This is a genomic window from Paenibacillus tritici (genome assembly GCF_013204885.1).
GTDB lineage: Bacteria > Bacillota > Bacilli > Paenibacillales > Paenibacillaceae > Paenibacillus_AQ > Paenibacillus_AQ tritici.
Window position 1 is genome coordinate 259,112 of sequence record NZ_JABMKX010000009.1, and the last position, 25,949, is coordinate 285,060.

19 protein-coding genes are annotated in these 25,949 nt (G+C 50.4%); 16 read left to right on the forward strand and 3 right to left on the reverse strand.

All coding sequences use genetic code 11. The features are described from left to right. Positions 1–112 precede the first annotated feature (112 nt). Complete coding sequence (locus tag HQN87_RS17920) at positions 113–898, reverse strand: alpha/beta hydrolase (protein WP_173136194.1); 786 nt, start codon at positions 896–898, stop codon at positions 113–115. A 264-nt stretch (positions 899–1,162) separates the two neighbouring features. On the opposite strand from HQN87_RS17920, the gene HQN87_RS17925 reads away from it, so the two are divergent. From HQN87_RS17925 to HQN87_RS17935, 3 genes are read left to right on the forward strand one after another with little or no spacing between them, the layout of a single operon-like run. After that, the gene (locus HQN87_RS17925) at positions 1,163–1,708 is read left to right on the forward strand and encodes a type IV pilus modification PilV family protein (protein ID WP_173136196.1); all 546 of its coding nucleotides are present in this window, start codon (positions 1,163–1,165) and stop codon (positions 1,706–1,708) included. Beyond that, complete coding sequence (locus HQN87_RS17930) at positions 1,692–2,219, forward strand: PulJ/GspJ family protein (RefSeq protein WP_173136198.1); 528 nt, start codon at positions 1,692–1,694, stop codon at positions 2,217–2,219. Before HQN87_RS17925 ends, HQN87_RS17930 begins: the two co-directional genes overlap by 17 nt. A gap of 58 nt (positions 2,220–2,277) precedes the next feature. Then, positions 2,278–4,014: a hypothetical protein gene (locus tag HQN87_RS17935; RefSeq protein WP_173136200.1), complete on the forward strand. Its 1,737-nt coding sequence runs from the start codon at positions 2,278–2,280 to the stop codon at positions 4,012–4,014. 111 nt (positions 4,015–4,125) lie between these two features. Here the strand turns inward: HQN87_RS17935 and HQN87_RS17940 are convergent, their stop codons facing one another. Continuing rightward, positions 4,126–8,625, reverse strand: a complete 4,500-nt coding sequence (locus HQN87_RS17940; RefSeq protein WP_216857348.1) for a collagen-binding domain-containing protein — start codon at positions 8,623–8,625, stop codon at positions 4,126–4,128. 287 nt (positions 8,626–8,912) lie between these two features. Between HQN87_RS17940 and HQN87_RS17945 the strand changes: the two genes are divergently transcribed. The 8 genes from HQN87_RS17945 to HQN87_RS17980 all read left to right on the forward strand — a co-directional run bounded on the left by HQN87_RS17945 (position 8,913) and on the right by HQN87_RS17980 (position 17,327). Beyond that, positions 8,913–10,577, forward strand: a complete 1,665-nt coding sequence (locus HQN87_RS17945; protein ID WP_173136204.1) for a GspE/PulE family protein — start codon at positions 8,913–8,915, stop codon at positions 10,575–10,577. 18 nt (positions 10,578–10,595) lie between these two features. Further along, positions 10,596–11,657 (forward strand): type IV pilus twitching motility protein PilT, encoded by a 1,062-nt coding sequence (locus tag HQN87_RS17950; RefSeq protein ID WP_173136206.1) that lies wholly within the window; start codon positions 10,596–10,598, stop codon positions 11,655–11,657. After that, on the forward strand, positions 11,644–12,849 hold the full coding sequence (locus HQN87_RS17955) for a type II secretion system F family protein (protein WP_173136208.1): 1,206 nt from the start codon (positions 11,644–11,646) through the stop codon (positions 12,847–12,849). The genes HQN87_RS17950 and HQN87_RS17955 overlap by 14 nt, the downstream gene beginning before the upstream one ends. Before the next feature lie 99 nt (positions 12,850–12,948). Further along, positions 12,949–13,467: a type II secretion system protein gene (locus HQN87_RS17960; protein ID WP_216857349.1), complete on the forward strand. Its 519-nt coding sequence runs from the start codon at positions 12,949–12,951 to the stop codon at positions 13,465–13,467. 98 nt (positions 13,468–13,565) lie between these two features. Next, a complete protein-coding gene (locus HQN87_RS17965) occupies positions 13,566–14,315 on the forward strand; it encodes a prepilin peptidase (protein WP_173136210.1) in 750 nt (249 codons plus the stop codon). A 14-nt stretch (positions 14,316–14,329) separates the two neighbouring features. Next, positions 14,330–15,952 (forward strand): pilus assembly protein PilM, encoded by a 1,623-nt coding sequence (gene pilM / locus HQN87_RS17970; protein ID WP_173136212.1) that lies wholly within the window; start codon positions 14,330–14,332, stop codon positions 15,950–15,952. Then, the gene (locus tag HQN87_RS17975) at positions 15,936–16,532 is read left to right on the forward strand and encodes a type 4a pilus biogenesis protein PilO (RefSeq protein ID WP_173136213.1); all 597 of its coding nucleotides are present in this window, start codon (positions 15,936–15,938) and stop codon (positions 16,530–16,532) included. Before pilM ends, HQN87_RS17975 begins: the two co-directional genes overlap by 17 nt. A gap of 192 nt (positions 16,533–16,724) precedes the next feature. Further along, positions 16,725–17,327: a DL-endopeptidase inhibitor IseA family protein gene (locus tag HQN87_RS17980; protein ID WP_173136215.1), complete on the forward strand. Its 603-nt coding sequence runs from the start codon at positions 16,725–16,727 to the stop codon at positions 17,325–17,327. Positions 17,328–17,420: 93 nt separating this feature from the next. On the opposite strand, the gene HQN87_RS17985 is transcribed toward HQN87_RS17980, so the two are convergent. Then, positions 17,421–18,848: a VanW family protein gene (locus tag HQN87_RS17985; RefSeq protein WP_173136217.1), complete on the reverse strand. Its 1,428-nt coding sequence runs from the start codon at positions 18,846–18,848 to the stop codon at positions 17,421–17,423. Between the two features lie 280 nt (positions 18,849–19,128). Here HQN87_RS17985 and ftsE point away from each other — a divergent pair, with 280 nt between their 5' ends. The 5 genes from ftsE to HQN87_RS18010 all read left to right on the forward strand — a co-directional run bounded on the left by ftsE (position 19,129) and on the right by HQN87_RS18010 (position 25,352). After that, positions 19,129–19,815, forward strand: coding sequence for a cell division ATP-binding protein FtsE (gene ftsE / locus HQN87_RS17990; RefSeq protein ID WP_173136219.1), 687 nt, complete (start codon positions 19,129–19,131; stop codon positions 19,813–19,815). Further along, the gene (gene ftsX, locus HQN87_RS17995; RefSeq protein ID WP_173136221.1) at positions 19,805–20,719 is read left to right on the forward strand and encodes a permease-like cell division protein FtsX; all 915 of its coding nucleotides are present in this window, start codon (positions 19,805–19,807) and stop codon (positions 20,717–20,719) included. Before ftsE ends, ftsX begins: the two co-directional genes overlap by 11 nt. Positions 20,720–20,761: 42 nt before the next feature. Continuing rightward, on the forward strand, positions 20,762–22,081 hold the full coding sequence (locus tag HQN87_RS18000) for a murein hydrolase activator EnvC family protein (RefSeq protein WP_173136223.1): 1,320 nt from the start codon (positions 20,762–20,764) through the stop codon (positions 22,079–22,081). Positions 22,082–22,413: 332 nt separating this feature from the next. After that, positions 22,414–23,880: a S41 family peptidase gene (locus HQN87_RS18005; protein ID WP_173136225.1), complete on the forward strand. Its 1,467-nt coding sequence runs from the start codon at positions 22,414–22,416 to the stop codon at positions 23,878–23,880. Between the two features lie 155 nt (positions 23,881–24,035). Continuing rightward, a complete protein-coding gene (locus HQN87_RS18010) occupies positions 24,036–25,352 on the forward strand; it encodes a PDZ domain-containing protein (protein ID WP_173136227.1) in 1,317 nt (438 codons plus the stop codon). Positions 25,353–25,949: the final 597 nt, after the last annotated feature.

The following is a 25,949-nucleotide window of genomic DNA, read 5'->3' on the forward strand; positions in this document are numbered from 1 at the left end:
GTTAGATGCGGTAGGACAGTCTTTTTTTTTCCAAACCATAGGATTATATACTTCACTTAATAGATAAAAGGGTTACTTGAATTACCCGTATCCGCTTACAATCAGGAGCACTCTACTTGCTTAGCGGCAGCCATTTCAGCACATCCTGGATCTTGGTGTCCCAATACCCCCACTCATGCTGGCCCGGCCCCTCCTCATAGGTTAGAGACAGCTTGGTCTTGGCGCAGGCCTTACGGAAGACCTGGTTGTCCTCATAGAGGAAATCCTCGGTGCCACAGCACTGATAGAGAAGCGGCTTCGGCCCCTTGGAGCGGTTAACCTCCTGAAGCAGCCACAGCAGGTCTTCTGGAGTGCCAGTAATGTCCTTGTCTCCAAAAACCTGCAGATAATCCTTGGATTTCTGCGCTGAATCTTCAAAGTTCAAGTAATTATGCGCCATATCAAGTGCTCCCGACAGACTCGCAGCTGCAGCCCAGTTCTCAGGCTTGCGCAGCCCCAGCTTCATCGCCCCATAACCGCCCATCGACAGCCCTGCTACGAAGTTATCCTCACGTTTTGGAGACAGGGGGAAGAAGGAACGGGCCAGCGCCGGTAATTCCTCACTGATAAACGTCCAATATTGTCCGCCTGCCGCCATATCGGTGTAGAAGCTGCGGTGTACCTGCGGCATAACCACGGCGATCCCCATCTCCGCCACATAACGCTCAATCGAAGTCCGGCGGAGCCAGATCGAATCATCATCAGACAAGCCGTGCAGCAAGTACAACGTGGGGTGAAGCTTGCCCCTGGATACGTTGCTCATTCCAATCTGCGTGGTAGTCTGCTGCGGCAGAATTACAGTCATCGAAGTACTGAGTCCCAGCACCTCCGAATAGAACTTGCATTCAATCAAAGCCATTGTACATATCCCCTTTCTGCCCAAATGATAGCACAGCCCCAACCGGAGATAAATTGTAGATTTCTCTAGTTTTATTATCAACAAGCATTGCTGGTCCCCAAGAGGAAAGAATATAATGGGAGTAGGTAGAAAGATTCAGAGAAACAGAGAATGAGCAGGACTATAGGCATGGATGCGATCCAGGCAACAGGGGAGCGATGCCTGTATTCTACTGCATGGGACTGATCAATGATGGAATCTAATAGAGTATGGGGAGCGAACACAATGTCCTGGAAAGACCAAGGGAACCGAAGCCGGGAGCGGGGCCCAGAAGCAGGCTTCACCTTGATTGAGGTGCTGGCCGCCATCGTTATTTTATCCATAGTATCCCTGGTCCTGACCTCCTACTTCACCAACGCCCTCTCCTATTCGAAATCCAACCAGAACAAGACGATCATGGTCAATCTGGCACGGAACGCGCTGTTTTATATGGAGAAGCAGGATTTTGGAAAAACGGTGGAATTCTTCAGGGAGAAGTCAGATAAACTTTCAGCGGATGTGTGTAAGATTGGGAGCTGCGGTGATACCCTCAGCGACGAAGGAGCGGCCTACAGGAAGGCGTTTAACACGGAGACTCTGTCTCATGTACTACATCCCAAAGTTAACGGAATGGATTACAGCATTAATGTCATGTATCAAAAGGGGTTAGATGAATTGGATTTCCGAAACTACTTGCTTCCAGTTAAGGTCGTGGTTACCCGTGATTCCGGGAGGGGCCCATCGGCACCAGTAGAGGTGGAGGGATATATCAGCAATGAAGAGATACGCTAATACAGCAGAGTATGAGGGCGGTTTTACTCTGATTGAACTGATCGCTGCCATCAGTCTATTTGCCATTGTGGCCGGAATTATTGGCTCCGTGACTATGTTCGGTTTCCGAAGCTACCATAAAATTACGGTAGAAAATAAATTACGTGATGAAGCTGATCTTGTAATGTCGTCAATTATTACACAACTGTATACCTATGGGCCTGAGGAAATTCAGAGTACAAACTCAGGAATTATGCTACTAAGATCAGACAGTGATCCGTTGCGTATTCAGGTAGACGGCAATGATATTGAAATCGGTGACTCACGAATTGGCCCGGGGAGCACAGCAGCACTTCATTTGGACTCTGCATTAGCGGGGTCGACCATAGCTGTAACCAAAGTGGACGAGAATATATCGAATCCGAACGCATTGTATGAATCCGGTCTGGTGCGAATCCAGCTTAAATTAAACTACAAAGGTGGAGCATCAGAGGGGGATGAGTTGAATGTGGATAGTCAATTTGGGTTCTAAAAACAGAGGCTGGAGACAGCGGTTTCGTTCAGAGAGGGGCTCTGCCTTAGTCCTGGTTATGTTTATCGTTCTGCTGCTTACGATTCTTGGGATGGGGGTACTCAGTGCGACTGTCGGTGGAGCCGTTCGGACAGAGACCAGGGAGAATGATGTCCAAAGTCTACACTTGGCGCAAAAAGGTCTGGATGAGTCCACTGCTTATATACAAGCCAGGTTAGCAAAAATAACCGATATTAATCCGGACAAGCTAGAGGATGTCCTGAGCGGGCTTGATAAGAAGGGACTTAATGTATCGACTGAACTTGGTATGGGCAGTAGCGGCATGATTGATTACATTGAATACAAAGATAAGAGCATTGGTGAGCAGACAAGACAATATTATATTGATGTAGAGGCTTCAGCACTGGTAAATGGAGTGCAACGTACACTGCAACAGCGAATCACAATTGATACCTACCCTGACTTTCTGAAATATGCCTTCGGTTCCGAACAGAATGTCTATCTGAATGGAGCTCCGCTGCTAAAAGGAAATATATACGCAGGTGACAAACTGATTGTTTCTAATAGGGCAGAATATAAGTATCTTGGGGATTCCGGGTTGAAAAAACCAACGATGTTTCCGCAAATACAGCCGAATGGAATAGATCCTGCGAATTTGGGAGAGGTGTATGTGCAGTCCCTTAACAATATTGAATACCATGTCTTTGAACCATCCGGGAATGGTGGAGAATCCAAGATATTGGCCGACAGCCCTGATATGAAGCAAACCGTTAAGGATATCATGGGGATCAGTCTGGACAAGGTCAAAATCAAGGAGCAGAAAAAGTTTGTACAGATCAATGTTGAGGAATCTTTTGTTGATAAGCTGGTTGAAGCTACTTCCCCCTCGAATGACAATGCAGCGGAAGCACTGAGGGATTGGCTTGGAGATAAAAGCCCGAGCGAGCTGACCCAATGGCTGAAGGCCGGGAGTCTTATTGATGTCAAGACGATAGCTCTCCCTCCGGAAAAACCCGCACAGAGCGAGGGGGAGAGCGACCTGGATTATCAGTCAAGGCTTGACCAGTATGACAATGAGCTTGAAGCTTACCACCGTTTCTTCATGGATATGAATCAATCCTGCCGGGTTGACGGCAATCTCACCATTGATGGTAACGACTTCTTCGGAATAACTTTCACTGAAGCGGCTAAAAGAGGCAGCAGACCCAAATGGATTGTAGTGGACGGTAACTTGAATATCATGAACAATAAAGCCGATTTCATCTCCATAAAAGCAAACATTCTGGTCACCGGTAATGTAACGATTAAGGGCAATGTGTCTTTCGATTCAACGATGTTTGTGCTGGGTCACACTACTGTGGAAGATGCTGTAATTAGCGGCTTGGGGACGGGTACTGATAAAAAAGAACTGGTACTGATCTCCAAGGGGCCAGTGCTGGTAAACCGAATTGATGCGTTTTCCAATGCAGATCCAGATGAAATGAACGCATTTTTTTATACGGATGATGAAGCTAAGCTTTATGGAGTAGGTTCGATATTCTGGCTGAAGGGCGGTTTTTTCTCAAAAGGAGATTTAACAGTAAATGCGGTGCTGGGCAATACGTCTGAACCGCTTGGAGAAGTAAATCCCAGCAAATTGATCTTCTCGGAACCGCAAGTTACGGAACCGAGAGCACGGGAGCGTTTCCGGGTAATCTACAATTACAAAGTTTACACTGATCAGCAAGCCAGTCTGCCTCGGGTCCGTAAGGTAAATATAGCTGTAAGCCCGATGAGACTTGTTAGTGCAAATTAATTTGAAAAGTTAACCTGTTTTGTTGGACAAAAAAAGACTTTCCCTGTAGTTCCGTTTAGAACGGAATTTCGGAAAGTCTTTTTATTTGGTATAAAGGTTCACCTCAAGGGACTAATAGAGATCTCCCTCATTGAGGCTGGTCTCGCGGTTCTTGACTATGACTTCGATAGTTGCCGTTACCGGTCTCAATCCTGGAGCCGAATAGGTGACCGTCACCATCACCGAACCCTTTTTATTTCCTGTAATTGCACCTATTCCCTCGTTGGAGAAACAAGCAATGGCCGGGTTATTACTGGTCCAGGTCAAGTCATTCAGAATGGATACAAGGGAAACGGTGCGGGGTATTGTCCATAGCAGATCCGCCAGGTTAAAGGGAGGATCGCCTACATATATAGTGTGGCTGAACTGGCTGAACTCCAAACCAGAAAGACCGGTAATATTTACAGCATAAGGCGGACTGGTGATTTTGCTGATTTTGTCTTGTACAACAACCTGAATTGTTTTGCCGGGGACCTCTTTTGCAACCAGTTGACATTGGTTCGTTCCGGGAATAGGCTTGAGCTCGGCAAATTGGCTATCGTTCGGATTGAAGAAGCTCCACTCCAAGGAGGTATCATCCGCATTTACCGGTGTAAGGATTGCCGTGAGATTAAGAGTCCCCCTCGTTGGCAGCGAGTTTCCATTGCCCGAAATCGTCAATGCTTCAAGTGGAGTGCTTACGGTTATGATTTTGTCGGCAGTAACGTTAGCCTTGTCGCTGGAGACAGAAACCTGAACGGTGTATTTACCGGATGCAGGTGCATTGAATACTGCGTTCTCAGCGGTAGCCTGGATATAACTGCTTACCTCTTTATGGTTTGCATCAAAAACCTTCCAGCTATACGAAATGTTCTTCTCCAGAATCGTATTATAAATGGCCACAAGGCCAACATTTGTATCAGGTCTAACCGGAGTATCTCCACCTTCAATCCTCAGGCTGCGATCTTTGACGGTGATGGTAGCTCTTCCTGTGACTCCGCTTCCGTCTGTAGCGGTAGCCGTTATCTCAACGGAACCAGTTCTTTTACCGGTAATATCTCCGCTTATAGGATCAATAGACACGATTGACGGATCAGCCGAGCTCCAACTTAATATTTTATTAGTCGCATCCGCAGGTGAAATTTCTGTAGCAACTATACGCAAGGGTTTATCATTCAGTAGGATATCTGTATCAGGCAGTGTGATTTGCTCAACCCAGATTGCCACATGCAGTTGTAACTCTGGAGAAAATACTGCATTACCAGGTACTAACACTTCATTAAGCGGAATTGTTCCACTAAACGGTGAGTAGAATAAAGTTGTCATCTTGGTAACTGAACCAGCGATAACCTGACCAGTTAGTTCTCCGTTGTCAAAACTAACCGTTGCATGTGGAGCTAAAAACGTACCTCTAAGGGTGTAGTGCAGCTCTAATAACTCAGTACTTGGAAAGTTGTACATCACATGACCCGGGTCGACTCCACTGAGATTGGTGTTGAGTGCCATTTTGACACTGCTGCTGCCTGCTCCAATATTGACGAGCACAGTTGAACCCTGAGGCACGGATATATTTAAGCTGGTTGCGGAAGCAACCATATCAGCCGGAACAGTGAATACATATAGCTTGGCTTCACCCGTGCCTGTAAGTTTAATTGTGCCATAGGCTGATTCTACTGAACCATTGCTGGTCAGCGCGCCGAGTCTTGCTGTCAGAATCATCATTCTGTCACGCAGCGAGGTGAAGTCGATAGGTGATCCCTTAACGACCTTTCCCCGGATAGATTGCGTAGTAGCAGCACCGCTGTAGTAGTAATTCCCCCCGTATACGGCGTTGCCGTTGATAGTGATATTGTTGTTGTAGTAGAGATTTCCTCCGACTACTAGAGCATTCTGAGAATAGTCACCGTTTGCGTTCTCGTTAATGGTTGCTCCACCGCTGATATTGCGAAAATCGACGTCCCCACTTACAGCTACCCGCCCTTTAATCGAAAGATTGTTGATAGTAGCAGCTGTTTGATTGTTTACAACCACCAGGTTGTAATCAAGACCGACTCCCAGTTGAGAACCGTTAGCTATAGCATGAAGCTCATCATACTGCAGAGAAGCTGTGTTTAATGTGAAATCTCCGCCTTTTTGCGGGGATACAGTAATCGAGAATGAAACTTCCTGACCTGGGTCAGGAATGAATGTCTTAATGCCGTTAGTTCCGGTCTGCAGGGTATAACAAATATCATCTAATTTCTTAAGTATGCTGTAACCGGATTCCACTGTCCCGGTTGTATTAATGGGTGAGGACGACTCGACAATTTCCAGCCCGGCTGGAAGGTTCGCTGAAAAGATGATATTGGAAATAACCTGACTGTCTCCGACATTTGCTGTGATTTTTGCTTGGGCGAAAGGAATCGGTTTTGGAGTAATCGTGTAGGTTACAGCCACATTCTTTCCCCGCACAATCTGGCCGTCAATGATATCTGCAGGCAAGGATTGTGTAGCTGTCAGGCTGGAGGTGGCTGGTTTGATTGTTACGTTAATCGTTTTGGTTGCCAGCGCACCATGGCTGTCCCAGGCCTTAATCTCAATTTGTAGATCTCCGCCGTTCGGAAGCGGATTAGTGAAGGAACGGCTGATTGTCTGACCAGACTGAAGACTGGCATCATTTACACCAATACTATTTAGATAATTCCCCCCGGTTTTAAAGCGTATGGAGGTCTTCAGGTTGCGGTCATTTAGATCAAAATCTCTTGCACTGTAATCCACCAAGATCTCATTGGCATATGACGGGATGACGCTGCCTTCGGCAGGGGAGTTCACCGTGATCTCGGGAGCGTGATTAGCTCCGGCAAAAGCCCTGTACATGGTATTGACGAACAGCTTCTGTTCCCATTCCGGGAATTTGATATTACTATTAATATCTCCTTTTTTGCTGTGTCCGGTTCCAGAGAAGGTAATGCTACCAACAGAGTAGGTGTAGAAGTGGTTGTAGCTATCATCGACATCACGCTTGGTTTTGCCAGATTCACTCTTAATATTATACCAAGGCACTACATCCGCCCGCTCCAGATCAAGCATGAAGAACTGGTCATGCGTTTCGGCTACAGGATAGTAGACGCTGCCGGCACTGTTAAGGTTAAACGGATATTGTGTCAGCAGACCGTTGTTCACTGGAACCACCTTGGAGGAAGTATTAACTGCATTCCCCCCAAGGTAAGTTCTTGAAGTCTGGCCGACAAGCACACGGAAATAATCGCCCCAGAAGTTGGAATCGGATGGATCATCAACATAAATCGTATCATGAGTGAGCATGATGCTTTGTTTGGTAGTATTGGCGAAATCATAGACTGCCTGGGCGGCTTCTTTTGAAAGCATGGGGTTAGTTACCCGGTCATACATATCCTGAAATCCGAAGACAATCATGTCATACACACCGTTAAGACCATGCTGAGGATCTTTAGAATTATCGGCAATATATGTATTGAAAGTGTTCATGTTCATTGTAGATACGGAAAGCTGATAATTGCTGGTATTCAGGTAATTCTGATTCATATTGAGATTGTTCTGGAGCGAACTGTCAGAACGGCCTGAAGGCATGACCTGAAGCACCTTAATAATAGGCTTAACACCGGTAAAACGGATTACGTCCCTGTCAAAGGCTTTGAGGTTCGTTGAGGTATCAGTTACCTCCAGCTTCCAATAGAGCAGTCCAGTATAAGTGTCGGGTAGCGTGTAGCGGAGTATTCCTTCATTTGAGTTCAATTCTAGTGAAGCGACCACATGATCCTCAGTCATAGGAATCGAAGAATCCATATTCATATACAACCTTACCCTGACAGGGGTAGTAGCAATATTAGGCACATTATCAAGCTTGATCCCGAATGCCATGGTATCGCCTGGTCCATATGACTCAGTAGAATTGGTCAAGTAACTCTTAAGCTCTGACTTATTGGAAATCGTAAGTAACGGACGCCGGACGAGCCCGGTAATAGTAGGAACCGTACGGGTCTTGATTCCGGTTATCAGGTTACTCCGGGTAGTACTGGTGAGAAACATTACGTTGCTCTTTGCACCGGCAGCTGTGCGATAAACATTAAAAGAGGCATACAGTTTCCCTTGAAGATTCTTATCTTTATCCTGAATGGCAAAGGTGTCCTCTTGGAAGTAGACATAAAGCCCCTTGTTAATATAGAAATCAATTATCTCTTTGGCCTTCAGGCTGGTGATATCGTTCTGGACAGCGAGCGTATTATGAGCTTTGTCCCGGTCGGTATCTTTAGTATTAGCAGAACTGAAGACCAGCGACTTATTAAAACTTCCTTGGCCTATGTATATTGCATCGTATTTGCCGTCCCAGTCTTCGCGCAGCGATACGAATCTTTTCATCGTCATTGTATCCACTGTAACATTGGACAGTCTCTTAAGCTCTTCCAGCTCACTGCCGCCCGAACTTAGACTGCTGCTGGTGGGGTCGGTGATCTCCAGAATGCGCATTGGATAGTCGTTATTGGATGCCGCCACATCCGGGCTGAACATCTGAACTAGTAAAACTAGCATCACGATTAATGCTGCGACTCCAGCGAAAAGAACCAGTGTTCTCATCGCGAACATTTCCTTCATCATCAATTCCTCCGTTTATCGAAAAAATAGATTGAATAGTCGTTTTGTCTCACAAAATAGTATTTCTTGCCCAAAATTATTGTAAGATCACCTATAATATGCTATATATCATTCTAGGATAAATTACACATATAGGCAATGATGGAATGTGTAAATATACCCTATAATTTAAGACTTTAGAATTATATTTTCAAAATAAACTATCAAAATATTGATATTTAACTTTTTAATATTTTCCATATTCCACACGGCATGGAGATGAGCTGCACTTGGCAATCATAAAAAAAAGACTGGGAGATTTACTCGTAGAGAACGGGATTATATCAGAGGAACAGCTCCAGGAGGCACTGGTAGATCAGCGCAAAACCAAGCGCAAACTGGGCGACCTGTTAATCTCACAAGGGTACATTACGGAGCAGCAGTTAATCGAGGTATTGGAGTTCCAGTTGGGCATCCCCCATGTCAGTCTGCATAAATATCATATTGATCCGGCGATAACACAGATTATTCCGGAAAGTATGGCCAAGCGATACCAGGTGCTTCCATTCATGAAGGAGGGGGGGAAGCTGATGGTGGCTATGGCAGACCCGCTGGATTATTTCGCAATTGAAGATCTGCGGATGAGTACGGGGTTCCGGATTGAGCCGGCCATCTCAACCAGAGACGAATTGCAGCGCGCTATTGCGCGGCATTATGGTATGCGTGACTCTATGAACCAGATGTTGATTGAATTGCCAACCCAGGAAGAGATTACGGAGACGGAAATTACAGATGAGGAATCGCCCATCGTTCGGCTCGTCAACCAGATGATTCAGCAAGCAGTTCAGCTGCGGGCATCGGATATTCATGTGGACCCGGGTGAGAATAATCTGCTCATCCGCTACCGCATTGACGGAACGCTTCGCACTGAGCGGCTGATTCCCAAGCAGATGCAGGGATTTATTACGGCGAGACTCAAAATTATGGCACGGCTGAATATAGCTGAGCGCCGCCTTCCCCAGGACGGCCGGATCAAGATGCAGCTCGACTACAAGATGATCGACATTCGTGTATCGTCATTGCCGACGATGCACGGGGAGAAAATAGTCCTGCGGCTGCTGGATCTCAGTACCGGTATCAAAGCAGTGGATACGCTGGGATTCAGTGAAGGTAATGCGATGGTGTTCAAGGAAATGATTGGACGTCCGTATGGCATTATGCTAATTACAGGGCCTACCGGCAGCGGAAAGACGACAACATTATATTCTGCGCTGAGCGAGCTGAACCAGGAGAATGTCAATATTATTACGGTTGAAGATCCTGTTGAGTATCAGCTCGAAGGAATCAATCAGGTACATGTTAATCCGGCCATCGGTCTCACGTTCGCAGCAGGGTTACGATCTATACTCCGTCAAGACCCCAATATTGTCATGGTAGGGGAGATCCGTGATACCGAAACTGCTGAGATTGCAGTCCGCGCTTCTCTCACCGGGCACTTGGTACTCTCAACCCTACATACTAACGATGCTGTAAGCAGTATATCCCGGCTTCGGGATATGGGCGTCGAGCCCTATCTGATTGCTTCATCGTTGATCGGTGTCGTTGCCCAGCGTCTGGTGCGCAAAATTTGCACAGACTGCAAGGAGACCTATAAGCCGTCTCAGCAGGAAGCAATTATGCTTGAACGTTACGGACTCCGCACGGATACACTTCACAGGGGAAGCGGTTGTGGAAGCTGCAACTCTACCGGCTATCGAGGCAGGATTGCCATTCATGAAGTATTGACCATTGATGATTACATGCGTCAATTGATTACGGACTCCGCTTCTGTGGAAGAGCTACGCTCCGCTGCAAAGGTACGTGGTCTGGTCCAATTGATGGAGGACGGGTTGCTTAAAGTATCCCAAGGAATGACGACTCTGCAGGAAGTGCTGCGGGAGACAGTAACCCATTAACGATGAGGAGGAGACCTATTGCCGGTTACAGCCAGAACGATTACACAGCTTTTGCACTTGGCGTACTCCTCCCGCGCATCAGATTTGCATATCTCCGTAGGTTCGCCTCCTGTGCTACGGATTGACGGCAGGCTTGAGAACGTGGAGGGGACATTCGTGGGTCCCGGCGAAGCTGAACAGATGGCCCTTGACCTGCTGGGACCTGAGAGAGAACCGGAGTTTCGGGAGAAGGGCGAATATGACTTCTCTCACCCGCTGGAGGGCGGAGTCCGGTTCCGGGTGAACGTATACCGCCAGCGGGGAGGTATCAGTATCGCAGCCCGCAGTATCCCGGCGGATATTCCTACCTTGGAGAAGCTGGCGCTTCCGCCAATACTCTCGTCCTTGGCCTTGAAACCGCAGGGGCTGATTCTGGTAACCGGACCGACAGGGAGTGGCAAGTCATCCACGCTCGCGGCGATGATACATCATATTAACAGGAGCGAACGGAAACACATTGTCACACTGGAAGATCCGATTGAATTTTTGCACAGCCACGGGACCTGCATCATTGATCAGAGAGAGATTGGAAGCGACACGGCCAGTTTCCCCAACGGCTTAAGGGCAGCGCTTCGGCAAGATCCCGATGTGATTCTCCTTGGAGAATTGCGCGACCTCGAGACGATATCGGCAGCGGTTACCGCCGCAGAAACAGGCCACCTGGTCATGGCGACCCTACATACCTCAGATGCACCGCAGACAATTGACCGGATCATTGATGCTTTTCCCGGACATCAGCAGAATCAAATTCGCTTACAGTTGGCTTCTGTGCTGCTCGCGGTTGTCTCCCAGCGTTTGTTCCCGCGCGCTCAAGGTCAAGGACGACTATGCGCAACTGAAATTATGATGAATACTCCTGCAGTCGGCAACATGATCCGGAGCGAGAAGACGCATCAGATTAAGAATATAATGCAGACTGGCAGAGCCCAGGGAATGCACACGCTGGATATGAACATCCGTGAATATCTGGCCATGGGACTTATCGAACCGGCAGCAGCCAAAACCTATCTTGCGGGGGTGAATTCTGATGCCACAATTTGAGTATCAGGTTAAGACCCCTGCCGGCAAGCAACTCAAAGGGAAGCTGACCGCACAGGACAAGTCGATAGCGATGGAGGAGCTCCGTAAGCGGGGACTTACTGTATTCTCGCTGAGTGAACAGAAAAACTCTATCCTGTCGATGGAGATTTATATTGGCAATCCGGTAAAAACGATTCATTTCATTATTTACTGCCGCCAGTTCGCAACGCTAATCCGGGCAGGGGTGTCCATCGTTGATGCGACCCGGATTCTGGCCGACCAGACAGACAGCAAGCCGCTGGCCAAAGCTCTGCAGGACGTCAGTTCGAGCCTTCTGCGGGGGATAGCATTCTCACAAGCGATACAGGATCACAAAAAGATATTTCCGCATTTGTTCGTAAGTATGGTGCGGGCAGGCGAAGAAACCGGTGACCTGGAGGGGACACTCGAACGGCTGGCGATGTATTTTGAGAAACAGCATACTACTACCGAGAAAATTAAATCTGCGCTGATGTACCCGATCACCGTTGGTGTTATGGCTGTGGCGGCCGTTATCTATCTGCTGTGGGCTATCGTTCCGCAGTTCGTAACGATGTTCGAATCAATGAATGCGGAGCTTCCAGCTATCACCAAGATTGTACTCACGCTAAGCAAAAGTATTCAGGGACAGTGGTATTTCTGGATGCTGGGTCTCATCCTGATCTTTGTGGCCTTTCAGATAACGAAGCGTACAGAGAAGGGAGCTTATGCTTTGGATTACGCCAAGCTGAAGGTGCCGGTGTTCGGGAAGCTGAACCAGAAGGGTTCTATTGCCCAGTTCACTCGAACCTTTTCCTCACTGTATGCCAGCTCGGTGCCGATTCTACAGTCACTTGCGATTGTTGAAGAAATTGCGGGCAACAAGGTGATCGGAAAGTACATTCGCAGCGCGGGTGATTCACTTAGACAGGGTAAACCGCTGTCCGAACCCTTGAAGAAAGCCTGGGTCTTTCCGCCGCTGGTTACCCAAATGATTGCCATAGGTGAAGAGACAGGTGCGCTTGACCAGATGTTGTCCAAAATAGCTGACTTCTATGAAATGGATGTCGAAAATACGGTTGACCGGCTGAAGTCTTTACTTGAGCCGCTGCTGATAGCTTTTCTGGCGGGAGTAGTCGGTATAATTGTGGCAGCCATTATGCTGCCAATGTTCAGTATCTATAGCAATATGTGATGAAAAGCCTTTGAAAGGGGTGACGCCGGGCGGGGGAAGGTATCCTTCGTACTGACGAGTAATTCCAGTCATATAAATTATATTCTAGGAGGAAATCAAATGTTGGCAAATGCAATCAAGAAGAGATTGAGTAAAGAAGAAGGTCAGAAGGGCTTCACCCTGATTGAGTTATTGGCGGTTATTGTTATCCTGGGGATTATCGCGGTTATTGCGATTCCGTTGATCGGGAATATTATTTCGGATGCAAAAAAAGATTCTGACGTAGCTACTGCCCGCCAAATTTACGATGCGGCGAGGTTATATATCGCTGGTGAGAGAGATGGTAAGTTCATTGATACTTCAGCTGTAAGTGTTACTATTGCAGAAATGCAGGGCAAAGGGTATTTGGATACTGATTTAAGTCTTCCAAGTTCAAAAACTGCCATTAAGGGCGGTGTTGTAGTTTTCACTTTAAAAGGTCAATTAGAGTCTGTGGCATTAACCCCCAAACCGCTTGGTTCTAAAGATGTAGCAACTGTTCCGACTACGGGCACGAATTCGGAAGCTGGAGGCAGCTTTACAGCCTCGGAGGTTTTAAAGTCAAGCCCAGCTACACCTGCTCCCACAATAAAGCCTTAATGGTTATCTGAATAATCAGCGTAATCATATTTAATTTCAAGGAATCGGATCATTCCGGTTCCTTTTTTACAACATCCCATACCCAAAAGGAATCTACTATGACTATCGTTATCGCTGTATATGTCACCCTGCTCGGGTTAACATTGGGCTCTTTCTATAATGTTGTTGCATTGCGTGTGCCAGCCGGAGAATCGCTCAATCATCCACCCTCGCGCTGCACCGGATGTGGAATTCGCCTGAAACCGCAGGACCTGATACCGGTACTCAGTTGGCTGACCAGCAGGGGAAGTTGCAGATATTGCGGGAACAAGGTGTCCATGCTGTATCCGCTAGGCGAGCTTGCAACAGGACTGCTGTTCCTATGGTCCTACCTGGAGTTCGGCATAACATTCAAAGGTATAACGGCGATCCTATTGTCGAGTTTGGCTGTTATTGTAACCGTGGCGGATCTCAAATATATGCTGATTCCGGACAAGATATTGCTTTTTTTCACACCGGTCTTGCTTGCGCTCACCCTGTTGAGTGCTGAAGGACCGATATGGTTATGCCTGCTGGGTGCTGCTGTGGGTGGAGGGATCATTTTACCTTTTGCCTGGTTTGGCGGGATGGGCATGGGCGATGCCAAGCTGTTCGCATTGCTGGGACTGGTCGTTGGGTTCCCTGATGTGCTGCTGGCCTTCTTCGCCGCTTGTCTGATGGGAACGCTGGTTGGCGGCACGCTGCAATTGACGGGTATCGTTAAGCGCGGACAGCCTGTTCCCTTCGGCCCCTGGCTCGCTGTAGGAGCACTGCTTGCTTATGGTTACGGTTCAGAGATTATCGGCGGGTATCTCTCGCTTATTCATTAGGAGGCTTATGGCTTATGTTTGGACTTCAGAATCCGGCGGCCGGTCTTGCGATTGAGCAGACGGGAATCCGCTATATCAGCTTCAAAAACAAAAAGTCATGGGAAGTACGCAAGAAGCGTTACCTTCCTCTTCGGCCAGGATTGATTGTAGAGAACCAGGTAGCAGATGTTGAAGCCCTCTTGGTAACGGTCAAGCAGTGGGTGAAGGCAGAGGGGCTGCGCGGCAACCGGGTCTCACTGTCGATTCCCCCCGCTCAGATTATCATCCGTAAAATGAGTATCCCAAGCACTAACCCGAAACAAGTTGAGCAGCTTGTCAAGCTGGAAGTGGAAACGGGATTGCATTTACCTTTTGAGAACCCGGTCTATGATTATGTTGTCACTAGTATGGATGAGGACAGCAGCCATCTGTTGGTGTTCGCTGCACCCCGTAAGCCGATACAGGACTATATTGATGTTCTGGAAGGCGCTGGCCTGCGCGTGAGTAGCGTAGAGATTGCTGCAACGGCACTTGCCCGCAGCCTGGCTATCGGCCAGAATGCCGGGTTTGAAGAAACCATGCTGATCAATATCGAGCAGAACATTCTCGATGTGTATATGTTCCGCAGCGGTAATCCGGTGTTCATTCGGACCATTAATCAGATGGATTTGAATAGCGGGGTACAGCCTGCTATTCAAGCTAGTATGGACTATATCAGGGAAGCCGCAGCAGCGTCCAGTTTCACTAGCAGCTTGCTTGCTCCTGGACAGATGCTGGAGATTACCGCTGAAATTTCGCGGATGCTGAACTTCTATCAATACAGTCTTCATGACGGAAGCACGAGAGTTCGAAATGTATTAATTGCAGGTCCACAGCATATCCGTAACCAGTTGTATGAGGAATTGCAGCAGTCTTTGACCGATCTGGAAGTATCAACGACCGGACTGGAAGATCTTGCGGGTGGCGGTGCCTCTGATCTGGAGCTGAATGATTATCGCGTGGCTGCTGGCGCTGCGCTACAAGATAGTCATTTTCTTACCATAAACCTGCTGCCCCAGGAAGATCGTGAGGCAGTGCTGTTCCCTTATATTGCTGTCGCGCTTGTTGGAATATGGCTGCTTGGTGTGATAGGGACCGGTATTATTTTTGTAACAAATAGAGGGCAAATCTCTGATAACAAACAGCAAATCCAGGGAGCCCAGGACCGCTCGTTGATGCTTCAGACTGAACTCGCCAAGCTAAATGGTTTATCCGGGGTTCTGGATAGGAGAACTGCTGTAGATGAGCTTCGCACCTATAAGGTGAATATTGTGCCTGTACTGAACGAGTTGTCCTCCAGCTTGCCGCGAGACAGTCTGCTGCGCAGTCTCAACTATACGTATCATAATTCCATTGATCTCACCGTTAGAGTTCCAAGCATGGAAGCTTCTTCTATATATCTGGCCAATCTGCGTAAAATGTCCTTTTCTGAAAGCGCCGAGATTCAGAGGCTTACAGTTGGGGATACCACGTTAGAGTCCGGTGCTGTCTCGGCATATGGTGCATATACTGCTGTTTATCATGTGAGTTTAATAAAAGCGAAGACAGACGATACGGTTACTGGAACGGATAGGCAGGAAGGGACAGGGGAGGGGGATGGCAGTGGAACCAATCAATAAGTACAGGTCTCCTATTACATTGGGTGTGCTGATTTTATTCTTGCTGTTGTTCGCTTTTTTTATGCTGGGTCTACAGCCGGGCAGTCGAGAAATCAAGGATCAGGAATCCCAGCTCAGCCAGTTGAACGAACAGAACAGTCTGCTTGAGAGCAAAATTGAAGAACGTAAGAATGATACTGCACAGGAGGCTGAAGAAGCGGCACTGCTCGCGCAGCTTCCGAAAGGGGATCATAGTGAACAGATGATTCTTGATCTGCGCTCTATCGGTTCTGTGACCGGTGCGAAGCTGAAGGATGTCAGCTTCAGTGTAGGCGAGGAGAATCCCATCCAGCAAATGACAGGTTCGAGTACGGTAGCTTACCCTACTGTGAAGCAGCTCACTATGACGGCTGTAGTGGAGGGCGATTATGCCGGTATTTGTAGTTGGCTACATGCGCTTCAACAATTGCCCCGGATTGTAAATGTGGATTCATTAACATTCCAGCGGTCATCGGACGGCGGGGCCACAGGTAGCACTTCAAGTATTATAACAGCGAATGTCTCATTTACAGCCTACTTTGAAGATGTAAACGTGGATTAAAATTCAACTCCGCTCCCCATTTCCCCGGGAATCGGAGTTTTTTTACGCATTTCCCCCATTTTCCGTTTACACCCCGGGGTGGTTTGGGTATTTTAGCTTACGGGCTATCGTAAGTTATATAGTACTTATCGCAGCAGTGTGGGGAGAAGCATCCCTCTAACTAGCAAACAGGAATATGAGGAGGCGTTCAATTTGAACAAAAAATGGCTGATCGGTTCACTGGCATTATCACTGGGTCTTGTCTCTGCAGGGGGCGGAGCGCTGGCGGCTTCACCGGTGGCAAGCATTGAGGGAGTAAGAACGGTTGCAGCATCTGTACCGGGCAAGGAAGGGCCGGCTACCATTAACAACCTTACCGTCCGGAGTGTGGTTCCGCTGGTGGTTCATGCCAAGAAGCTATATACGTATGCAAGCCGGGGCGGCAACGTATTCAGCCCTGAGCTGTTCACTTATAAAGCACAGGAGTACCGCTATCTGTCCAGTGACCTTGGCACGAAGCAGCAGCTGATGAGCTATATCAAGAAAGCGTACACACATAACGCGGCAGTCTTCTATGCACAGACGCAGTTCCTGGAGCATAACGGCAGAATGGCACAGGTGAATGCGGATCTGGGCAATTCACTGGATTACAGCCAGGCTACTGCCCGCATGGTCTCCAAAAACGCACAAACAGCAGTATTCGAGCTGACTGTACCTGCCGAAGGAGCGAATGGGGCTTCGGAAGTCGTAACGGTGAAGCTGAAGAAGGTAAGCGGCTATTGGAGAATTGATATGTCGCCGGATACTCTTTTCTAGAGGAGCCGATTCAGGTTCGATCCAGCATCTCACATCAACGGCTGTGCCTCCCTTGTTACAAGGATGGCACAGCCGTTTCTATTTGTCAGGGTTTCACTGGCCTTTTACTCCATCCTCGACCAGCTGTCTGCGCGGGGATTCAGGCAGAGTAGATTTGCTCATCCCGCCGCGGTTGACAGCGATGACGCGTTTCTGGGCGTAGTAGACATCACGGGAGAGTTTTTTTCGCTCCGCCGCTTTGCCGTCAACATAACGGGTAATATAAGTTTCAACTACATAGCCGGTTTTGCCGGCAAGCAGGACCCTGGTTCCACCCTTGGGGAGCGAGGCATCGCTCACATATTTGTCCGTAGGAGGAAGGACCTCAACAGTCCGGGATTCAACGGAATACGAGACATTCTTCGGAAACGTTCCAAACAGCTTGATGGTCAGTGTGCGCCCTTTGACTTCGGATTTGATGATCAGGGTTTTGCCGGTGTTGTTACGGAAGCGGAAATTGATATACCCCTCGGCAAAAGTGGCATCCTGCCCCTTGGGCAGATAGCTCACCGGGAGAGAATGATTGCGCCGTTCTACGATCTCCAGCCCGGAGCGGAGCGCCACGTTATACAGGGTGCTGGAGACCTGGCAGATCCCCCCGCCCGTGCCGGGCTGGAGTTTGCCGTTGACAATGACCGGGGCTTCGCGGAAGCCGTATTCGGTCTGGGCCTTCTGAATGGCTTTGCCGTAATCAAAAACCGCATTCGGCGGCAGCACCGTACCGTTCACCGCTTTGGCCGCCGCCTCCACATTGAAGCTGCGCCCGGGGCCGCTGGCTCCGAGTGAGGTGCTGAACTGGGCGATTTTGCGTTCGATGCCCTGATCCTTCAGGAATTGCAGGGTAATCTTCGGTTGCTTGACGGTTAAAGGGACCTCCAACAGAATGCGTTGCTCCTGAAGTGAGCCTGTACCGGCCAGCCGGGTGGGCACGGCTGCCTGTAGCGCAAGCTCCATCGCCTGCCAGTCCACCGCATACGAGGAGGTGCCCGGTGTATACACTACACGGTCATCTCCGGTGATCCGCCGCACAGCATCGACGGGAACACCGAAGGTCTCTTGTTCCCATGCCGGATTCAGCAGGCTCTTCAGCGGTGCGGTGTCCAGATGAATCTCCATATTCCAGCTGCCGGGCCAGTGGCGCCGGGCTTGTACCCGCTCCAGCAGCGTGCCGTCGGTCAACGTCTTGGCAGCGCGCAGGAAATCCCGGGCATCGTACGTCACGCCTGCCTGCTTAAGCGTAAGGTGCAGCTTCGTATTCTCCCCTGCCTTCAGGTCAAGAGGAATAGCCTCCAGCGCCTGCAGCTTTGTGTCCAATCCGGCTTGTACGTCGGCAATGTTCAGTCCGCCAACCTCCCAGCCAGCGATCACGGTGCTTGCAGGCAAGGTGCGCTGGGTGCCGTATAGATGAAGGCCTCCGGCTGCGAGCGAGCCGGCGAGAATCAGTCCGAATCCCGCGATGAGGGCGGCGTGTGCTTTTTTCATAGGCAATCTCTCCTTCTGTGGGACGGATTTGCGCTGGAGCTTGCTGGCGCAGGCCACGGACAATAACGCTTAAGGGACAAATAGAAATGCCGATAGATAAGGGTAGAAGCTGGGACGAGGACTGATGTTTTTATGTATATGTAAGGAATCGGTAAAACTTTCGGGTACTCAAGGGGTTATGGATTTGTTACAATAGAGACGCCTGCGGTAATAATGCAGTTTATGGAAGCTCCGCGCTCGGGTAGCCCGGCGGAAGATGTCAGAATCGGGAAGTGATAAGATGATCGAGATGCAGGATGTATGGAAGACCTATCCTAACGGAACCCATGCATTACAAGGAATATCCGTCAAAATCGACCGAAATGAGTTCGTCTACATTGTCGGACCGTCCGGCGCAGGTAAATCAACGTTCATGAAATTAATTTATAGAGAAGAGACGCCGACCAAAGGACAAATCTCTGTAGGGGGGTTCAATATCGGTAAGCTGAAGCCCCGCAAGATTCCGTATGTGCGGCGTAATATCGGCGTGGTGTTTCAGGATTTCCGCCTGCTGCCGAAGATGACGGCTTATGAGAATGTCGCTTTTGCCATGGAGGTTATCGAGGCGCCGAAGAAGGTTATCAAGAAACGTGTGAATGAAGTGCTCGATCTGGTGGGACTGCGCAGCAAGGCGGGGCGTGAGCCCTCACAGCTCTCAGGGGGAGAGCAGCAGCGGATCGCTATTGCCAGAGCCATCGTTAACAATCCTTCCGTTATTATTGCGGACGAGCCTACCGGCAATCTGGACCCGGAGACCTCGTGGGGCATTATGCAGCTGCTGGATGAGATTAATTTCCGCGGAACCACAATCGTTATGGCGACCCATAACAGGGATATTGTCAACAAAATGCGCAAACGGGTGCTTGCCATTGAGGATGGAACGATCGTCAGAGACCAAGTGAGAGGGGAATACGGTTATGAGTTTTAAAACCTTCTTGCGGCATGTGCGGGAAGGCTTCAAAAACGTATTCCGCAACGGCTGGATGTCGGTGGCCTCCATCACGTCCATCGTTGTCTCTCTTTTCGTACTCGGAGTGTTCATCCTACTGGTGCTCAACGTCAATCAGGTAGCGGACAAAGCAGACAGCCAGGTGCAGATCAATGTGCATCTGACGCTGAATACGGATCAGAAGATGCGGGAGAAGCTGGAAAACGAAATCGGCGGTATGCCGGAAGTCAGCAAGGTGGAGTTCGTCTCCAAGGAACAGGGCTTGAAGGAATTCCGTGAAGATATGGGGCCGGATGCGGCCGAGCTTCTGGAAGGATTCGACGAAGACAATAATCCGCTGCCGGACAAGCTGCTCGTAGAGGTGATCGAGCCGACCACCGTTCCGTTCGTAGCAGAGAAGATAGAAGCACTGAACAAGACCCATACAGAGCAGCCGATCTACAAGGTGAATTATGGCAAAGGCTCCGTGGAGACGTTGTTTAAGGTGACGAAGGCTGTGCGCAATATCGGGTTTATTTTTGTAGCAGGTCTGGCGCTGATGTCCATGTTCCTGATCTCGAATACCATCCGGGTAACGATTCTTGCCCGCCGTAAGGAAATCGGCATTATGAAGCTCGTGGGCGCGACGAATTATTTTATCCGCTGGCCGTTTTTTATTGAAGGGGCACTGATCGGGCTGATCGGCTCGCTGGTTACTTCGGTTGCGCTGTACATTGGCTATAGCAGTCTCGTGTCTTCCGTAAAGGGAGATCCGATGCTGGGGCTGCAGCTGATTCCGTTTGGAGATATCTGGCTGCTGCTGTGCGGACTGCTGGTGGGTCTCGGCGTATTGATCGGGGTGTGGGGAAGTACCGTATCGATCCGCAAATTTTTGAAGGTATAGCCTAATATAATTCACATTTGAACAAAGGACGGGGAGTGCGAGTTGAAGAAGATTGTCGCCGGAATAGCCGTAATCTTGCTGGCTGCCACAATGTTCGGGCCCTCTGACGGATATGCGAAGAAAACAAGTGTTGCCGAGATTGACAAGCAGCTGAAGCAGCTGCAGCAGGAGGTCAAGGCGGCCAAAGCCGCGCAGGAAAAGGCGGATTCCCGCAATCAGGAAGCGCAGCACTATAAGAATAAGACCACGCTGAATCTGGATTATGTGCTGGGGCAGATTGAACAGGTGAAGGGCGAAATGACCACGATTTCCGGCAAAATTGCCAGCACGGAGCAGTCGCTTACCGTGACGGCAACGGAGCTTGACGAGGCAGAGGCACGCGTGGCCTCCCGCGAAAAGCTGCTGGAATCCCGTGTCCGCCTTATGTACACGGATGGCGCAGTCTCTTATCTGGATGTGCTGCTGTCTTCGACCAGCTTCTCGGATTTCCTGGACCGGGCCGATTCCCTGAAGATGATCGTGGATCAGGATCAGGATCTGCTGGTGCAGCATAAGCTGGACAAGCAGACGGTCATTGCCAAGAAGCAGGAGCTGGAAGGCCGGTATGCCACGGCGAAGCAGCTGTATACCGATTTGGAATCCCAGCGCAGTCTGCTGAAGGAGAAGGAAGCGGAGAAGCAGCAGCTCATCGCTTATTACGATGAAGAGATTCAAGAGTCGGAGATTATATCCGCAGAGCAGGATGCCAAGCTGGTGCAGCTCGCCACCAACCGCTCTGCCCTGGAAGCGAAGAAGGATAAGATCAAGGCAGAGGAAGCCGCACGCAAAGCAGCCGCAGCCAAAGCTGAGGCGGCCCGCCGGGCGGCAGCAGCTGCAGCGCGGGCATCGGCTGCCGCCAAGGCTGCCAAGTCTGCGGGCGGCAGTGACAGATCCTCCATCGCCAGCGCAGAGGAATATTCCGGCGGGGACGGCCCATACCTGCGGCCGGTTGGCTTCGCACGTATCTCCTCGCCTTTCGGTTACCGGACACATCCGGTGACGCATGAAGTCGGCAAGCTGCACACCGGTGTAGACTTTGCAGTGCCGCAGGGAACGAATATCCATGCGGCGGATTCCGGTACTGTTGTGATGGCGCAATGGTATAGCGGTTATGGTTATTGTGTCATTATTGATCATGGCGGCGGGGTATGGACGCTGTACGGACATATCCGTCAAGGCGGCATCCGAGTGAAACAGGGAGAACGGGTGGAGCGCGGACAGACGATTGCCGAATCCGGCTCAACCGGACGCTCAACCGGCCCGCATCTGCATTTTGAAGTGCGGATTAACGGTAAACCGGTGAATCCAATGCCTTATCTGTAAATTTAAGCTCTATATAGATTGAACTTGAAAATATACAGACAGGGAAAAGTGGCGGAGGAGAATTTTGGCACTGTAGGAGCGATAGCGTCCGCCTTTGTCACCGGATTTCTACCGCTAATAGCGGTCTATAATCAAGAAATCTGGGGACAACAGCGGCCGGAGGGCCAAACATTCTCTGGAGTCACGGCAATCCCATAACAGAAAAACTTACAAGTACATTCTATATAATAAATATAATTTCATTCTGCGGCATATACTGGAAGAGATGCCGTTTCTTAAGAAACGGGCCCATGCTGGTGATAAGATGGACAAGAAGGGACGGTGGGAACATCATGTTAAAGAAAAGCACTGCGGCCTTTATGATCGTCGCGGCACTGCTGTGCGGCAGCCTGCTGACCCTGGGCGTAACCGGTTATGTGCAGGTCTTCGGACAAGCGGCAGGCCAAGGGCTGGCCACAGTCCTGCAGACTGCCGGGCTACAGGAGAAGGAATCGAAGAAGCTTGGTACCGCCCTCAGCCTGATCGAGAGCAATTATTATGAGAAGGTGGACCGGGAGAAGCTGATTGACGGTGCGGTCAACGGAATGATGGAAGCACTCGGTGACCCGTACTCCAACTATATGGGCAAGGAGACCGCAGAGCGATTTGAGGAGAGCATCGAAGGCTCCTTCTCGGGGATCGGCGCTGAAGTCTCTTCGGACAACGGCAAGGTCGTTGTGGTCTCACCGATCAAAGGCTCACCGGCAGAGAAGGCCGGTATTCAGGCCAAGGATGTTATCCTCTCCGTTAACGATGAATCGCTTGAAGGGCTGGAGCTGAATGCGGCTGTTGCCAAAATCCGCGGTCCGAAGGGAAGCAAGGCAACCCTGAAGATCCAGCGTACCGGCACAGCGGAGCCGCTGCAATTTGTTATTACCCGTGATGATGTCAGACTGGAGACAGTCTACTCCACGATGGAGAAGGACAAAGTCGGCGTTATCGAGGTTACGCAATTCTCGCAGAACACCTCTGAGCGGTTCAAGGAAGAGCTGACCAAGCTGGAGAAGCAAGGCATGAAGGGACTCGTCATTGATGTCCGGAATGACCCGGGCGGTGTGCTGCCGGTTGTGATTGAGATGGTAGAGCAGTTCGTGCCGTCCGGCAAAGCCATCGTGCAGGTGGAAGACAAGAACAAGCGGCGTGAAGTCAGCACCTCCAAGGGATCAAGCAAGAAATACCCGGTAGTGGTGCTGATGAACAAGGGCAGTGCGAGTGCTTCGGAGATCATGGCAGGAGCCTTGCAGCAATCCGCAGGAGCTAAGCTGATCGGAGAGAACTCGTTCGGCAAAGGGACTGTCCAGACCAGCTTCGAAGAGCAGCTCGGGGACGGAAGCCTGCTGAAGATTACGATAGCCAAATGGCTTACCCCTGACGGTACCTGGATTCACGGCAAGGGCATTAAGCCGGATATCGCGGTTGCCCAGCCGGATTATTTCTCGGTGGCACCGATCAATAAGAGCGTGACGCTGCAATACAATATGAACAATGCAGATGTCAAAAGCGCGCAGACCATGCTGGATGGACTGGGCTACAAGCCAGGCCGCAAGGACGGCTACTTCGATGCCGGTACCAAAGAGGCGGTCAAGAAATTCCAGAGCGCAGCGAAGCTGAAGACGACAGGCTCGATTGACACCAAGACCGCAGAAGCACTGGAGCTGGCGCTGATCAAGGTCATTCAAGATCCGGTGAACGACAATCAGCGGAATAAAGGGATCGAAGAAATTCAGAAGGAAATTAAGGCGGCAGCGTCGAAAAAGTAAGAAGGCTGATTCTAGCCTTCTTTTTTAAATACAGGCATTTAATGTTTTACTTAATAACTCATCCTTCTATTTCCCGCTGATACGGATAGTTGAATGAGCTTCATACATTTCCACCTGTCCGGACGAAAAGGAGTGTGACGAACGGTTTGAATGTGATGCCGGAACTGCTTACTAGCTGGGGTACAGCGGTCATTCATCTGCTGATTCAGCCTTATTACTATATCGCTCTTATATTTATTGCACTATATTACCGCAGACAGGTTGCACTGGAGCGGAAGCTGATTCATGTGAAGCTGCATAGCTGGGGGCAAGAAACCTGGCGGACAGTATGGACCGGCGCGGTTGCGGGACTGGTGGTTTCCTTGGCTGCTGTGGCACTGGGTATTTCCGTAACTTATACGGCTGTAGCCTGTATATGGGTGGTCAGCCTTGTCTTAATGCTCTTTCGGGTGCGCTATTTATGCTTCGCGTATGCTATAGGGGTGCTGGGTGTTGTTCAGTTTGTACTATCCTTCTTCCCCGGCGCGCTGACCCATGGAACCGCTGGAACGGTTGCCGGCGCCGTGCGGGAGATGGACATCCCGGCGCTGCTGACGCTCGCCGCGCTGCTCCACCTGGCCGAAGCGCTGCTGGCGCGCTGGCAGGGGCCCCGGCTGGCGACGCCGCTGTTCCTTGCCGGCAAGCGCGGCAAGGTCGTGGGCGGCTATCAGCTGCAGGCCTTCTGGCCGCTGCCGCTGTTCCTGCTGATTCCCCCTGGAGCGGGAATCGGTGAACTGCCGTGGCATCCGCTGCTGGGCGGAGGCCTCGGGCTGGTCTCGCTGCCGGTCCTCATCGGCTTCAGCGAGATGACCCAGGGCATGCTGCCCGGACGCAAGGCGGCCCGTACGTTCGGACGGCTGCTGTTATACAGCGCCGTCCTGCTCGGCTTAAGCCTGCTTGCAGACCTATGGAGCCCGCTGACTGTCGTCGCGGCGCTCGCGGCACTTCTGCTGCACGAAGGGTTAAGCTGGTACAGCGCTCTGGAGGAGCGCAGCCTTAGCCCCATCTTCGTGCATCCCCCGGCCGGCCGCAAGGTGCTGGCCGTGCTGCAGGGCAGCCCCGCGCAGGAGCTGGGCATCCTGCCCGGCGAGATCGTGCTGAAGGTCAACGGGGTCCTGTTGACCAGTGCGGCGCAGCTACATCAGGCCCTGCGCATGAATCCCGCGTTCTGCAAGCTGGAGGTGCTGAACCGCGAAGGCGAGAGCAAGTATCTGCAGCGCGCGATCTATGCCGGGGACCATCATCAGCTCGGCATCATTCTGGTGCCGGACCCGGATGGAAGCCTAACGGCTGAGGCCAAGCCTTCCAGCATCTTCAGCATCATCAGGATGCGGACAGGCACCCGGCAGCGGGGCGTGCGGCCGGAGCGGCTGGGCCGGGCGAAGAAGAAGACCCCGCCCGCAGAGGCCAAGCAGGACTCAGCCGGAGTCTGACGGAAGCATACCCAATGTACTTGTCCCAGCCAGCTGATGCTGGCGTGGAAGGCGAAAGGCTCGTACCCCCTGAATTCACTTCGGGGGTACGGGCCTTTTGCATGTGTGAGGAAATATGATATTCGTCTGGTGCGGTTAGAATATTCTTGAAATCGGAGGTAGCTTTAGAAGTGCACCTGAATTGGAAGGAAGTGGGCGGCGAGCGTGAATGAGGAGCAATAGTGCACCTGAATACGCAGGAAGTGAGCGGCAGGCGTGAAAGAGGAGCAAAAGTGCACCTGATTCCGTAGGAAGTGGGCGGTGAGCGTGAAAGAGGAGCAAAAGTGCACCTGAATCCGCAGGAGTGAGCGGCAGGCGTGAAAGAGGAGCAAAAGTGCACCTGAATCCGTAGGAAGTGGGCGGTGAGCGTGAAAGAGGAGCAAAAGTGCACCTGAATTGGCAGGGAGTGGGCGGCGAGCGTGGAAGAGGAGCAATAGTGCACTTGAATCCGCAGGAAGTGGGCGGTAGGCGTGAATGAGGAGCAAAAGTGCACCTGAGTCCACCAGCCGCTACCCCTCGTTAAGAAGCCATTCCAACCAACGGACTCCGAATCGGGCA

Coding starts and splice junctions, on each gene's coding strand:
- HQN87_RS17920 (WP_173136194.1), bottom strand. CDS start 898: ATGGCTTTGATTGAATGCAAGTTCTATTCGGAGGTGCTGGGACTCAGT.
- HQN87_RS17925 (WP_173136196.1), top strand. CDS start 1,163: ATGTCCTGGAAAGACCAAGGGAACCGAAGCCGGGAGCGGGGCCCAGAA.
- HQN87_RS17930 (WP_173136198.1), top strand. CDS start 1,692: ATGAAGAGATACGCTAATACAGCAGAGTATGAGGGCGGTTTTACTCTG.
- HQN87_RS17935 (WP_173136200.1), top strand. CDS start 2,278: ATGTTTATCGTTCTGCTGCTTACGATTCTTGGGATGGGGGTACTCAGT.
- HQN87_RS17940 (WP_216857348.1), bottom strand. CDS start 8,625: ATGAGAACACTGGTTCTTTTCGCTGGAGTCGCAGCATTAATCGTGATG.
- HQN87_RS17955 (WP_173136208.1), top strand. CDS start 11,644: ATGCCACAATTTGAGTATCAGGTTAAGACCCCTGCCGGCAAGCAACTC.
- HQN87_RS17960 (WP_216857349.1), top strand. CDS start 12,949: ATGTTGGCAAATGCAATCAAGAAGAGATTGAGTAAAGAAGAAGGTCAG.
- HQN87_RS17965 (WP_173136210.1), top strand. CDS start 13,566: ATGACTATCGTTATCGCTGTATATGTCACCCTGCTCGGGTTAACATTG.
- pilM (WP_173136212.1), top strand. CDS start 14,330: ATGTTTGGACTTCAGAATCCGGCGGCCGGTCTTGCGATTGAGCAGACG.
- HQN87_RS17985 (WP_173136217.1), bottom strand. CDS start 18,848: ATGAAAAAAGCACACGCCGCCCTCATCGCGGGATTCGGACTGATTCTC.
- ftsE (WP_173136219.1), top strand. CDS start 19,129: ATGATCGAGATGCAGGATGTATGGAAGACCTATCCTAACGGAACCCAT.
- ftsX (WP_173136221.1), top strand. CDS start 19,805: ATGAGTTTTAAAACCTTCTTGCGGCATGTGCGGGAAGGCTTCAAAAAC.
- HQN87_RS18005 (WP_173136225.1), top strand. CDS start 22,414: ATGTTAAAGAAAAGCACTGCGGCCTTTATGATCGTCGCGGCACTGCTG.
- HQN87_RS18010 (WP_173136227.1), top strand. CDS start 24,036: ATGCCGGAACTGCTTACTAGCTGGGGTACAGCGGTCATTCATCTGCTG.